Annotated in this window: 9 protein-coding genes, 2 pseudogenes and 1 riboswitch; of the genes and pseudogenes, 9 read left to right on the top strand and 2 right to left on the bottom strand. The window is 46.8% G+C overall.

What is annotated here, in order from left to right; genetic code table 11:
* The first annotated feature begins 213 nt into the window (after window positions 1-213).
* The 3 genes and pseudogenes from EYB31_RS40480 to EYB31_RS33695 all read left to right on the top strand — a co-directional run bounded on the left by EYB31_RS40480 (window position 214) and on the right by EYB31_RS33695 (window position 4,622).
* Window positions 214-564 carry a hypothetical protein gene (locus EYB31_RS40480; protein ID WP_165452753.1) on the top strand — a complete coding sequence of 117 codons (351 nt, stop codon included), beginning with the start codon at window positions 214-216 and terminating at the stop codon, window positions 562-564.
* Between the two features lie 221 nt (window positions 565-785).
* Window positions 786-871, bottom strand: a riboswitch (cyclic di-GMP riboswitch).
* A 75-nt stretch (window positions 872-946) separates the two neighbouring features.
* Window positions 947-1,117 (top strand): annotated as a pseudogene (locus tag EYB31_RS33690) (protein translocase subunit SecF); the annotation flags it as partial.
* A 646-nt stretch (window positions 1,118-1,763) separates the two neighbouring features.
* The gene (locus EYB31_RS33695) at window positions 1,764-4,622 is read left to right on the top strand and encodes a hybrid sensor histidine kinase/response regulator (protein ID WP_338120005.1); all 2,859 of its coding nucleotides are present in this window, start codon (window positions 1,764-1,766) and stop codon (window positions 4,620-4,622) included.
* Between the two features lie 594 nt (window positions 4,623-5,216).
* On the opposite strand, the gene EYB31_RS33700 is transcribed toward EYB31_RS33695, so the two are convergent.
* Together EYB31_RS33700 and EYB31_RS33705 are read right to left on the bottom strand one after the other, a co-directional pair.
* Window positions 5,217-5,684: a type II toxin-antitoxin system VapC family toxin gene (locus EYB31_RS33700; RefSeq protein ID WP_131017983.1), complete on the bottom strand. Its 468-nt coding sequence runs from the start codon at window positions 5,682-5,684 to the stop codon at window positions 5,217-5,219.
* Between the two features lie 14 nt (window positions 5,685-5,698).
* Complete coding sequence (locus tag EYB31_RS33705) at window positions 5,699-6,001, bottom strand: hypothetical protein (RefSeq protein ID WP_131017984.1); 303 nt, start codon at window positions 5,999-6,001, stop codon at window positions 5,699-5,701.
* A 316-nt stretch (window positions 6,002-6,317) separates the two neighbouring features.
* Between EYB31_RS33705 and EYB31_RS33710 the strand changes: the two genes are divergently transcribed.
* The 6 genes and pseudogenes from EYB31_RS33710 (at window position 6,318) to EYB31_RS33735 (ending at window position 13,664) form a co-directional block, all read left to right on the top strand.
* Window positions 6,318-6,623: a hypothetical protein gene (locus EYB31_RS33710; protein WP_131017985.1), complete on the top strand. Its 306-nt coding sequence runs from the start codon at window positions 6,318-6,320 to the stop codon at window positions 6,621-6,623.
* A 239-nt stretch (window positions 6,624-6,862) separates the two neighbouring features.
* Window positions 6,863-7,561, top strand: a complete 699-nt coding sequence (locus EYB31_RS33715; RefSeq protein WP_131017986.1) for a response regulator transcription factor — start codon at window positions 6,863-6,865, stop codon at window positions 7,559-7,561.
* The gene (locus tag EYB31_RS33720; protein WP_338120006.1) at window positions 7,558-8,991 is read left to right on the top strand and encodes a sensor histidine kinase; all 1,434 of its coding nucleotides are present in this window, start codon (window positions 7,558-7,560) and stop codon (window positions 8,989-8,991) included. The genes EYB31_RS33715 and EYB31_RS33720 overlap by 4 nt, the downstream gene beginning before the upstream one ends.
* Before the next feature lie 676 nt (window positions 8,992-9,667).
* Window positions 9,668-10,741 (top strand): bifunctional 3-deoxy-7-phosphoheptulonate synthase/chorismate mutase, encoded by a 1,074-nt coding sequence (locus EYB31_RS33730; RefSeq protein ID WP_131017987.1) that lies wholly within the window; start codon window positions 9,668-9,670, stop codon window positions 10,739-10,741.
* Between the two features lie 410 nt (window positions 10,742-11,151).
* Window positions 11,152-11,346 (top strand): annotated as a pseudogene (locus tag EYB31_RS41085) (kinase); the annotation flags it as partial.
* Between the two features lie 65 nt (window positions 11,347-11,411).
* Window positions 11,412-13,664, top strand: a complete 2,253-nt coding sequence (locus EYB31_RS33735; protein ID WP_131017988.1) for a helix-turn-helix domain-containing protein — start codon at window positions 11,412-11,414, stop codon at window positions 13,662-13,664.
* Window positions 13,665-13,846: the final 182 nt, after the last annotated feature.

Consider the following 13,846-nt stretch of genomic DNA (forward strand, 5'->3'; position numbering starts at 1 on the left):
CGCTTCAAGCAGAGCATGCAAGCCTTGCGCTCATGAAAAAATTAACCACATAGCTGTGGTTTTCATTTTGCCCGGGTGGTCAACTTTTTGATTAGCGCAGTGGTCAACTTTTTCATTGACATTCACACGAGTCGGAGCGTCAATACTATTTGGCGCATGATCAGGATGAGGCACTGTATTTCTCCGAGAATTATAAAAAACCAGCATTACGGAATGGAAAAGTTGCAAGTGCGAATTATACAAAAGAACTTGCCGATTCAATACAACAAGCCTATACGGCAGGATATAAGAGCAATAGTAAATTACCAAAGTTTCGCAAGAATGTTATCAACAATGGAGACATTTAATTTAAAGCGTTTTGCGAAATCAACCATTATGTGGAATTCGAGCAGACCCGGGGGAGTCCGTAACCACACCTTAGATCAACACATTCAGGACAAACGAATAAAGGATATCGATTGCCCTCGGATGGTAATCCTGGATTGCGACTGGTGGAATGCCCGTCCGAGCATGCGAAAAAGAAAAAGCACCGCTATGGGTGCTTTTTCTTTTTCTTTAATGTAATCTTTTCAGCGAACGCAGTCTGTTCAGCCTTCGATCAAGAATTTCACTCAATTGTAATAAAATCGGGTCTCGCAAACTTCCGATTTCTTCGTATCGATCAATCATGCACCTTTTGATAGCAGAGATTTCTGCCCTTAGTAGATGTTCACGCAAGGCTTGACTTAACATAAGATCACATTCCTCTCATTGATGTTTTCACATAAATCGACAGAGGTGTTCGTTTCGGTAGCTGGCTGGCATTGTCTTGTTAACTTTAGCCCCTATAGCTTTGCGTCGTCATTTTTCAAAGACTTTGCCTTTTCGACGATTTAAGTGATTACTTTTATTTTAAACCCTTAAGTAATAAAGTTTAATAGGATTAAGATACTATTTTTACAGAAAATTCCGACAAATCCTTGTCGCCGTCTTGGTCTCATCGGTAGAAGGGATTCGCAATTTCTCATTGGCACTGATTTTCGGATTGGTCAGTGGAACGTATTCCTCTATTTTTATCGCAGCACAAATCTGGGTGTCGCTGAAAAAGCGGGAATTTTTGCGAAAGAACGAACTCTAACTAACTTTTCGGTATTCCGCTACTGCCTGTCGGGTTATTTCCCCTGCACGCCTCAACCAAATGTTTGATCAAGAGCTCATGAAGATTGCTTGAAAACAGTCCGTTCATGTCATTGGTGAACCGTAACCTTATTTGTAGATAGTTTTAACGGCTGTTAGCTACGCAGCAAAAAGACGACTCCTGAATTTCGTCAGGAGTCATCTTTTTAATACCACTAAGCATTAGGCATGATTTCAAAGCGAAGCAAAGGGAGTCGAAATAATACCAGTTTTAGCAAGGATAATCAAAGATTATCACCCCTGATGCTGGCCACGGCCCGTACATCTGGTTCGGACGCGGCCGAATATGAAGGAGTAATGTAGACCGTGTGTGGTAGGTAAAGGAATTGTATCAGCTTTGTCGAATATATCCTTACATGATGAACAAATGGAAGATACTAACTGTCACTGCCCTGTTTGTGTTTGTTCTAATAGGCTTGCGCGTTTTTTGGATTATATCATTCGATAATATAGATCAACCACACGCAGTGAATGGGGAGCTTGATTTACGCGAATGGACATGGCCTTCAGGGCACACGATCACACTCGACGGCGAGTGGGAGTTCTACCCGCATGAATGGCTAATAGAGAGCGATACTCATCAAGGGGTGAAACGAGCTCCATTCCCGCTTCATGTTCCCGGAGGCTGGAATGATTACATGCTGCCGGGAGAAAGCACGCCGTACGGTTATGGTTCATATCACTTGCGTATTCTTCTCAATCCGCAAAACGATTCGGTCTTCAGCATTCGAATCCCGAGCGTCAGAAGCTCGTCAGAGTTGTTCGTGAACGGTCGTTTGCTCGCTCAATCGGGACAACCGGCAGCAAATAAGGAAGCTTATATAGCTCGAAACGTCCCTTATACGGGCACCTTCACGCCTGACGGAAGAGGCGTCGTTGAGATCGTAGTACAGGCCGCGAACTACACGGACCCTCGCAGCGGCGGCATTATCCGATCCATGAAGTTCGGATCGTCGGAAGCGATTACCCGTGAGACACAGATATCTCTGACGATGCAGCAAATCGTCGCGGTTGCCTTCCTGATTCATGCGATCTATGGACTCACGTTATTTTTCATGGGATACAAAGACAAGAAATTGCTTTATTTCTCTCTGCTTGTTCTCTGCGGTATTTTCTCCATTCTGGTAGGCAGCGAAGATAAAATATTGCTGTACTGGTTTCCGGTCTCCTTGGAATGGAGTTTAAAAGCGATGTCGTTTTTCGTGATTGTCGGTGCGTTCTCTTTGCTACAATACGTCATGGACCTGTTGCCAGCCTATTGGCGCACGAGAATTTTGCCGATGTTTACGGCGATTTGTGGGGCTGCGCTTATATCCGTGGTGTTTCTTCCGATCAAAGAGCAGCAAAACGTTCATAACGTATTCGTTTTAATTACTGCGCTGCTGGTTCTCCTGGGCGCTGGGTCTTTGTTTCGAACGGCCATCAGGGGAGTTAAGGAGAAGGAGAATGTATTGCTGCTTCTGTCTCTTATTGCGTTCACGAGCAATTTTGTGTGGATGGGTGTATTTATTATAACGGGAATGAAAATCGTCTATTATCCGTTCGACTTGATCGCATCGACAGTCTGTTCCGCCCTCGTCTGGATTAGACGCTATTTTCAAGTTCATTCGGAGACCGCCAAGCTCGCAGCGAAGCTTCAAAATATGGATAAACGGAAAGATGAATTCCTGGCCAATACTTCGCATGAATTGCGCAACCCGCTTAACAGCATTCTTAACATTTCGCAAGCTGTTCTGGAAAGAGAGAATCATGCGCTAAGCGCCAAAAGCGCCAAAGATCTGGAATTGGTGTTATCGGTAGGTCGCCGCATGTCGCTGATGCTGAACGATCTGCTGGATACGGAGAGGTTGAAGGAAAGCAATCCTCGGTTGCAGCTCCGCAATTTTTCCATGTGGACGGTAGTAACCGGCGTTTTAGATATGTTTTATTTGATGACGGAACGAAAACCGGTACGATTAACGAATCAAATCGCTGAGAACTTCCCTTACGTATATGCCGATGAGAACAGAGTCGTGCAAATCGTGTTCAATCTGCTTCACAATGCGGTGAAATATACGAATGAAGGTGAAGTGACCATCCGTGGCTATGTACAGGACGGCAGGGCGCATATTGTGATTTCAGATACGGGCATCGGTATAGACAAAGACATGATGCAGCGGATCTTCGAACCGTACGAGCAGGCACATCACGATCGGGTTATGACGGAAGGGGGGTTCGGGCTTGGGCTCAGCATTAGCAAACAGTTGGTTGAGTTGCATGGCGGGACGTTGAAGGCCCATTCCGTTCCCGGGAAAGGCTCGGAATTCTCGTTCGCTTTACGGCTTGCCGATCCCAGCTCAGCAAGAGAGGAAGCGGAAACCGAAGTTGCGGCATCCATCGTTTATGTCGACTCGTCGTTGGCTGCCGCTTCAACACCACATGACACAGTCGCGGGACAGCCGATGGCGATCGGTGCGGACGGGCCCCGGATATTAGTGGTAGACGACGATCCCGTAAACTTGAAGGCGCTCGAAAATATTCTTTCATTCGATCGATACGACATTACGACCGTTACGAGTGGATCTGAGGCACTGGCCATACTGGATTCACACGAATGGGATTTGCTCATTTCAGATGTCATGATGCCGAATATGTCCGGATATGAATTGTCGCGTACGATACGCCAACGTTTCTCGCTCACGGAACTCCCCATTCTGCTCCTAACGGCAAGGTATCGATCCCAGGACATCGAGACCGGTTTTTTATCAGGAGCCAACGATTACGTGACGAAACCGGTCAACGCATCCGAACTAAGATCGAGAGTGCAAGCGTTAACGGCAGCGAAGGTTTCCGTGAGAGAACGGTTGCGCATGGAAGCGGCTTGGCTGCAGGCACAAATTCAACCGCATTTCTTATTTAATACCTTGAATGCGGTGGCGGCTTTAAGCGAAATCGATCACGAACGGATGCGTAACCTGCTCGAAACGTTCGGGAATTTTTTGCGGGATAAATTTAAGTTTAAAGGAATGGATGAACATGCCCCAATCGAAGATGAGCTGAGCATTGTTCGCTCCTACTTGCTTATCGAACAGGAACGATTTGGAGACAGGTTGCGCGTGACCTGGGAGATCGACGAATGCAAGCAGCTCATGCTTCCTTCGCTCACGATCCAGCCCTTGGTTGAAAATGCAGTAAAACACGGCATTATGAAGCGCTCGCACGGCGGAAACATCCATATCCGTCTGACCGATTGTGATACGTATGCGGAAATAGCAGTGGTGGATGACGGTGTTGGGATGGACGAAGAAATGTCGCAGCGAGTACTCGCCAGACAGTCGAGCACGTCGGGAATCGGTCTGCTTAATACCGATCTTCGATTGAAGCGGCACTACGGAAAGGGACTTCAAATCAATAGTAAGCCGGGACATGGTACCTCGGTATCCTTTATTGTGTATAAGCATAAATAAGCATTAACGTAATTACAGCCCTAGACCAGGTCTCAGCGTTAATTGCGGATCCTTCCTTAAGAGTCCGCTCAATAATACAAAGTTGCTTCGGATGATGCACCGCGGCGCAATCTATCGGCCGGCACTCTCTCATGAGAGTGCTTTATTATTAGCATCTTCGTCATCCTGGCAGTGACAGGGGAATAGTATTGTCTAAATATAGGAACAAATGTTCTTGATGGGATGGCTGAAGAATTCTACTGTTTGTGCGTTCCTTTTAGCAAACGGGCTCAGAGCTTTTGCATAACGTGATTGCCGATTGTTATAAATAATAATGCGTGATGTGATCATGACCTCAAATCCAGGGTATGGCCAGTGGGCCTCCACCTAGGCAATCCATAGTGGAATGAGCCTGATCGAGTTTTTCGTTCAAAACCCATTCGTACTCTGTCATATCAATCCACAACGGCGAACTTAAGGGATGAGTATGGAGTGGAGAAGCGACAGCGTTCACTTATCAAATTGGGGAACTCCATAGTCATCCCCTCCGAGCGCGCTAAATAAAGCTCACTGCATCAGACGAAATCTATTTTGGGGGTCAGCCCCTCATTGATCTCACCATCCGCTTGGGATGATTTTCATTTCCTTATCCATGTTTTTCAGAGCGGAGTGATTCGGATTAAACGTAAAAATGCGCTTGATCCCGTATGCCGACATGACCACCGCCGTCAGCGCTTCGTTCAGCGAATATTGCAGCTCCGGCCGGTCGATCAGCAGCTGCCGCGCTTCCTGCTCCCATTCGGGGCCTCCCGGAATGATGAGAAGTTTCCCCCGGCTGGCCGCCTTTTCGACCACATTTAGAAAAAAGTCAGCCAAAGCGTAGTCAAACCCGTTTCGCAGCCAGCGGTGAACTTCGAACACGATACTGTTTGTCGTTATAAAATCGCGCTCCAAATCGTCCAAGTCCAAAAACAAGGTGCGCGCTTTCAAATAATGGGGATCATTCGGATTCATAAACGCGGTTAAAGCCGTTTCGTCAATAAATACGGATTGTTTGTAATGCTGGGTATGGTTGACGCTCATCCTTTCACCTCCTCCTAATAATGTCCTCGTCCGCAAATGCCGTTAAGCAGCAGCAGCGGATTTTGTTCCTTGCGTTCATCGGATATGTGTCCCGCCGGCTCGGGCGATACCTGGGCCAGAAACTGCTCAATCATATGATCGACTACCGCTTGCACGGTCGTTTGCCCTTCGTCCGCCGCCGACTTTAGCTTCTGGAATGTATAGGAATCCAATTCCAATGTGTATTTCTCGTCATCCTGTCTGGAGGATGTAAGTTGGTTCGCCGTTGTTTTCACTTTTTCCAGCTGGTCCTGGATGAGCTGCTTGTAACTTTTCATTCGAATTCCTCCTTTGTTTTTAAAATACAATAATTCGACAGAAACCGCTGTTTTTCGGGGATAGAAAGAGTAATTTGCACGGTCATCATTCGGTCATCATTTGTTAATGGTTGTGCAGTACTTCGTACATGAAACGGCCATCTTTCTCCTGTATATTGGATCACATAAGAAAAACTTCTATCGAAGCCAATTCAAGGATGCACGACCGCGGGTGAGCGGAAGTTTTTCTTACGTGGCAGAAAGTTTCACAAGCGCTTTAGCGCCTTCATGACTTTCAGACACAAAGAAAAGCCAATACAGAGAGGAGCCATCTCAAATGAAAAAATGGGCAGGTTTATCGGCTGCCGCTATTTTACTGCTGGGGATGTTAGCCGGCTGTTCCGGTTCCGGTAGCACGGACGGCAACAAAACGGATGTACCGACAACAACAGCGCCGCAAGGGGGAAGTACTCCGGGCAAAGCGGAGGACCCCGCAGCGTCGCAACCGGGAAATTCGACCCCATCTTCCTCTTCAGGCGGCAAAACGGATGGAGGCTCTGCTGCCAAGCCGGATTCGACAAGTGGCGGGGGAGCCGCCACGCCCGCTACTCCTCCTCAAACGCCGGGCTCGACGACAAAATAACGCCAATTGCAAAAGGAGCCGTTTTCCCCACGGGGGAAGCGGCTTTTTGGCCTAATAACAACATCGCAGGTGTCCGTTACAGTCGCGAGCCACCCCCTTAAAACGGCCGGCTGCTATAGAATGTTATAAGGAGTTCACTTTTTTCAATATGATTGTTCAATGCGCTTGTCGCATATAGCTTTTGGAAACGGTGGTAGACACGGGAAAAGGGTCCCTATTTTCGTTAAGGAGCGGTTGCCATGAACGGACTGAAGGTCCTGGTTGTGGATGACGACCCTAATGTAAGGGAAATTATCCGGTTGTATTTTGAAAAGCAGCAAATCCAATTGGCCGAGGCCGAAGACGGTCTGCAGGCTCTTGATATGGTAGAGAAAGTTTCGCCCGATATTATTATTTTGGATGTGATGATGCCGGGAATGGACGGATATGACACGTGCCGCGAGCTGATGAAGCACTACGATATTCCGGTCATCATGCTGACGGCCAAAGGCGACGAATTCGACCGTGTGCTCGGTTTGGAGCTTGGCGCCGACGATTATGTGACCAAGCCGTTCAGTCCGCGCGAGCTGATGGCCAGGATCAAGGCGATTTTCCGCAGAATGCAGGCGAGAAGGCCGGCAGTGCCCGACGACCAGAGCCAGGCCATCGAATTCGACGGGTTAACGATCCGGCCAGAGCGCAGAGAAGTGCTTGTCCATAACGAAAAAATCGGCTTGCGTCCGAAGGAATTCGAATTGCTGGTCCATTTGGCCAAATCACCGGGTGTTGTTTATACGCGCGAGCAGTTGCTTGAGCAGGTGTGGGGGTATGATTTTCTGGGTGATATCCGAACGGTCGACGTTCACGTCAAAAGGACGCGAAGCAAGCTGAGCGACTTTGGCTGCGATTGCATCCATACCGTGTGGGGAGTCGGCTATAAATTCGAGGTCGTTGTATGATACCAGGCTTAAACCGAAGCATTTTTCTCAGGCTGCTGTTCAGCAGCATGCTCACCATGCTGCTTGGCTTGTGTGCGGTGGGGCTGCTGGTTTCCTTTTTCACCAAAGATTATTTCACGGAATTCAAAAAGGAAGAGCTGCTCCGGAAAGCGAAAAAGGTCAATTTGGCCATGCAAAACACGAGTACGCTGAATGAGGATTCGAAGGATCTGCTGCTTTTTTTCGACCAATCTTACGATACCCGAATATGGTTGTTTGACCGGAACGGCAAAATCGTAGCTACTTCATCTCAAGATGAGGTGTCGATAGGCAAGGCGGTGGATCCGTCGGTCGTCAAAAAAGTAACGTCCGGAGAAAGCGCCGTGCTCCGGATGCAACCGGAGACGATCACGCAGCCTACGCTTGCCGTCGTTGTGCCATGGGGGAAAGACGACAAGGTGTACGGGGGCATCGTACTTCACACGCCGATTACCGGTGTTAAGGAAACGATCCGCGGTTTGCGGGAGACGATTTTGTGGGCGTCCCTATTTGGCATCGTTCTTTCGGCGGGAATTGCCGCTTACTTATCGTGGTCGATTTCGCGGCCTATTCAAATGATAGATCGCTCCGCCTCGCGGATCGGGATGGGAGACTACAGTGAACGAATCCGGATTTCCTCGAAAGACGAAATCGGCGACCTGGCGGCGACACTGAATAAAATGGCCGAAAAGCTGGAACAAACCGACCGCGAGAAGAAAAAGTCCGAACAAATCCGCACCCATTTTCTGGCCAACGTCTCACACGAGCTGCGGACGCCGCTTACCGCGATACAAGGGTTCCTGGAGGCGCTGCAGGACGGACTTATCGAGGAAACGGGCAGACAAAAATATTACAGCATTTTGTACAACGAAACGCTGCATATGAGCCGGCTTGTCGACGATTTGCTCGATTTGATCAGATTGGAAAACGAAGAGGTCAGTCTGGCGTTAATACCGCTTGATGTAGGACCGATGCTCGAGAAGGCGGCGTTCAAGTTTGCACCGGAAGCGGCCGATAAAGAAACGTCGCTCATTGTCTGGGTCGAAGACGATGTGCCCAAAATGTTCGCAGATTATGACCGGATCGAGCAAATTTTAAACAATTTGATCAAAAATGCCGTCAAGTTTACGGAGCGCGGGCAGATCCGTATTGCAGCGGACAAGGACGGCGACTATGTGCGGCTGACGGTGGCAGATACGGGGAGGGGGATTCCGGAGAGAGACCGGGAGCTTATCTGGGAAAGGTTTTTCAAAGCGGATTCCGGCCGTTCCGATACCAAAAAAGGAACCGGACTCGGATTGTCCATCGTCAAAGAATTAGTGAAGCTTCATAACGGGACGGTTACGGTGGAAAGTGCGGTAGATCAAGGGACGATGTTCACGATCCGGATTCCTAGCGTAAACATGTCGTGAAATATTACAAACTTCACAACAAAAGCATTGGGGTATCAAAGGGGGCAATACGGACAGCCTTCTATTTGTCAAAGATTTCTGGAGTATCATCCTTTTAACTTCCGGTATTTTCTTTGCTGCGGCTATGCTGCGTCCAGCTTTAAATACACAATTATCGAAGATGGCAGGGAGTGAGCAAGGATATATGACACTAAAATTCAAATAAAATAAGGTGACTGAATGGAATGGTCAGAGTCTGTCGTGGTTCCAGCAGATAAGTGGCGGCGATGCAATAACTCTTTACCGCCATAACGCAAATATGCGTTAATTTGCGTGCTTGCGTGGTTTTCTAATATTGGTATAGAATGCTAATCAACAAGCAACAACTATATGCACCAAGCGATGATGGAGAGAGTAAGCGGATAGCGGTTATTAACAGGGACGGTGTGCCGATAGACTGAGAGCACCCGAATGAGCGCCCGCCGAAGTTCACTCCTGAGCTGGTTCCTGAACGAAGTCAAACGACTTGACTTCATAGGGGTACCCGTATCCTCTGCGTTAAAGAGCTGAAAGTGAGAAGTGACGTTATATGTGCAGTTAGCGGCATTTCTAATAAGGGTGGTACCACGGCTCCTCGTCCCTTGCGGCGAGGAGTCTTTTTTATATTCAAAAATTCAATTTAAGGAGCTGGAGTTAGATGAGTGAACTCAATTTGGAACAATTAAGAAGCAGATTGGATGGAATTAACTGTAATTTGCTGGAGTTATTATCGGAACGGGCGCAAATTGTTCAGGAAATCGGACACCTCAAAGAAACTCAAGGTGTTCCGAAGTTCGATCCGGTACGGGAAAAGCACATGCTGGAACAATTAGTTGCAAGCAATAAAGGTCCTTTTGATGATGAAACTGTCCGCTGCCTGTTCAAGCAAATTTTCCAAGCATCGCTCAACCTTCAACTGACGGATCATAAGAAGCAACTGCTGGTCAGCCGAAAAAAACAGAAGGAAGATACGATTATTTCTCTTGGTGATGTCAACATTGGGGGCGGAAAACCTATAATGGTCGCAGGTCCTTGTGCTGTAGAAAATGTTGACCAGGTGCGTGCCGTTGCCGCCTCGTTGAAACAAGCGGGTATTACTGTCATGCGTGGGGGGGCGTTCAAACCAAGAACATCTCCTTATGATTTCCAAGGCCTGGGGATAGAAGGTTTGAAAATTTTAAAAGACGCTGCAGACGAATTTGGTCTTAAGACAATTAGCGAAATCGTTGATCCGGGCCATATCGAGATGGCTTGCGAATATATTGACGTCATCCAAATCGGTGCTAGAAATATGCAAAACTTCGAGCTCTTGAAAGCGGCTGGCGATGTACGTAAGCCTGTCTTGTTAAAACGCGGCATTGCGGCAACAATTGAAGAGTTTCTTCATGCGGCGGAATACATTTTGTCCCGCGGCAATACGCAGGTCATGCTGATTGAACGAGGGATCCGGACATATGAAAAAGCTACTCGCAATACCCTGGATATCTCTGCTGTGCCTATTTTAAAGCAGGAATGCCACCTGCCGGTTTTAGTTGACGTCACTCATTCCACAGGCCGTAAAGATATTTTTGCGCCTTGCGCGAAAGCAGCTTTAGCCGCAGGGGCGGACGGCATCATGGTGGAGGTGCATCCCGAACCGGCCATCGCCTTGTCCGATGCCGCCCAGCAGCTCAATTTTGAAGAATTCAATCGCTTCTTATCTAATGTGAAGGAATCTGGACTATTAGGCTAGACGGCAGCTATTCGTCGATGGGGCGGTCACTCTGGATAAGGGGACCGCTTCTTTGCGAACATTTTACATAAAAGAAACGAAATTATTACATGTTTCTTGCTGGGCTTATACCATAAAATAATAAAATCAAATCATGTTTAGTGTTCGGAGCAAATAAAGTATTGGATTTGAACGGCATGAAGCTTATGTTACGGTAAGTTGAAAAAGGAACTTAAAGCTGAATCTCGAATATCTATAGATACGATGACAAAAGGATTCGGAGGAGGGGAAATAACGAGTTGTAATTCATTTGTAATGAGCGAACGGGCACGATAGCTCCATAAACTCGAAGAAGCGGCAGCCGGTATAAAGGCTGTCGTTTTCGCCGCGCAGTAATGGATGATGAAGGTTATAGCAAATGAGGGAGTGAACAACGGAAGGAATGGCGGGAATTTTTTGATTTTGTTGTGTATTTGGATTGCCCAAGGCTAACACGCTTTGAGCGTGAAGCGGAAAATACCAGACAGCACATTGAGAAGTTCAACACAAGGTATTGGAAAGCAGAAGACTACTATTTAAGCACAATACACCCGTTGTCCAATGCAGACATGGTTTTAAGTTCATGACGTAGTGACGTTGTTTCAATTTCTGAGGTCAGTCTACCATATGGATACGATTACGGGAGGTTCCAATGAAAAAATGGTTTTACCGTTTGCTTTTATCTTATTTGCCCATTTTTCTTGTCATCGTATTTGTAGTCATTTTTATCTCGTTTTTAGCCATGAAAGATTTTTCGCAAAAAGAAGCGGAAACAGCCAATCGGTTATTTTTGTCTTATGTAAAACAAACGATCGAGCACTCGCTCAAAGATATCGATAACACGGTGATCAAAAGTATTTTGACGGATAAAAGTATAACGCAGTTTTTTTATCCGACATCGGATATGAATCGTTATGTAGTAAACAGTCAAGCCGCCGAGAAAATCCAAAGTTTAATAGGTACAAACCCGATGATTCATTCGATTTATTTCGTGCGATTATCCGACCACGCGGTCATGAGCAGGAATGCGTTGATGCCGGTTGAAGAATTCGGGGACCGGGAATTTATTATTAAGCTGCTTCAAGATAAGGATGTTCCTCAGAACTGGTCGGTCTTACGAAGCTACTACGAGTTTTTCGATCAAAAGTCGAGTTCTGTCGTAACCCTCGTTCGAAAAGTCCCTTTGCAGTCCGGCAGCGACGGATTTGTTGTAGTTAACGTTGGCATCGACTTGATAGAGAAGTCGCTTGATGACATTTATAAATCGAATACCGATTTAATCCATGTTGTTGATAAGGATGGAAAGTTGCTATTTGGAACGGATGTGCGAAATACGGAGGTCCAGCATACTCCAACCGAAGAGAAGGGACTGCCCGGCATAAAGTCGGATTATACGGGCTGGGAGTTTCGAAGCGGAATTGGAAGCAACATTGTGTACAATGTGTTCTCTGTTTTTTCCTATATTTGGATCGTATTCATGTTAATAGCCGTATGTTCCGGTGCCGTATGGATCGTATTGATCACACGCCGAAACTATAAGCCGATCGAAAGGATTATGGGGCATATTCAACGTTATTCTTTGCAAAAAAGCGTTGAATTGATCGGCGAAAAAGCAAACGATGAATTTAATTTTATTAGCTCGGCTTTGGACAAACTGATCGAGCAGTCAAATGAGGTTCGGAAGCAGCACGAAGAAACTCAACATTATCGCAGAAAATATGTTTTCTATGAGCTGCTGCATGACGCCGATTTCAACAGCGAAGAATGGGGGACCCAGATGAGAGCGCTGGGTTTGCCGGAGTATGCGGAGCAATGGAGTTTGGCCGTATTCGAAATGGACCAATATGCGGCGTTTAACGAACGATATCCAAGCAAAGACCAGCATCTGCTCAAGTTCGTGCTCGGCAGCGTGATCAAAGAAATCGCCGATCAGCATCATTTGGTCGTTTGGACGGAATGGATATCGGGCCATCATCTTGTAGCCTTGTACCAGTGGACATCCAAAAATGATATAAGAGCAGCGGAACTATGCGAAAATGTGCGGAAATGGGTCGAACAAAATCTGGATTTCACGGTGACCGTTGGTGTCGGCAATGCGGCATTCCAAATCAACGACATCCAGCAGTCTTATGAGGAAGCGTCGGAAGCACTGAAATACAAGTCTTCGCTTGGGGGCAACAGGGTAATTGAGCTGGAACAGGTTTGGGCAAGGTCGCCCGGCAGCGAAACCTCAAAGCATGTGCAAATCATCCGTTCCCTCACTCAATCGTTCCGGTTAGGGGAAGAGGACTGGCTGATGAAGATGAATAAGCTGTTTGATGATCTTGGCTCTGAGATTTACACAAGAGACGATATCGTCAGCTTGATGAATTATATGATGTTCCATATTTTCAGGGAAATATCCGATTTTCCCCTCGACATTAAGGAAATTTGGACCAAAGACGCTTTACCCCGATTGAATGATCTGTTGAGTCAGTTCGAGACGTCAGACGATTTACGAGCGGGCTGTCTGAACATTTTTTCCGACGCATTACATCGGATCGACGGGCAACGGGACCATCGCGATAATCGTCAATTGATTCAGGATGTGAAAGATTACGTTGAACATCATTTCAACGATCCGGATTTATCCCTTGCACATCTTGGCGATGTTTTTCAGATCAGTTCGAAATATGTTAGCCAATTATTCAAGGAAGCCTTTGGAGAAAAATTCAGCGACTATCTGACCAAGATCCGGGTGGAAAACGCAAAGACATGGTTGGCGGAAACCGACATGCCTGTACAGGACATCGCATTAAAGGCGGGGTATGTCCATACGTTTTCGTTTATTCGGGTATTTAAAAAAATGGTTGGAATGACGCCGGGCGATTATCGTAAAGAGTTTAGACAGCAGTTCAATTCGTAATTGTGTATCGCCGAAATTGGTGTATAAAGGTTCGAGGTGTATGGGCGGAATCATGTTTATTGACTGTCGTTACGCGGATCAACTAATGTGTTAAACGTGAAGGCGTCACCTAATCTACCCGGTTCAGAGAGAGGAGGACAGTGGAAACGATGAATGACCAACCCGTACCCGTGAAAGCTATC

The organism is Paenibacillus thalictri (assembly GCF_004307995.1).
Classification (GTDB): Bacteria; Bacillota; Bacilli; order Paenibacillales; family NBRC-103111; genus Paenibacillus_AF; species Paenibacillus_AF thalictri.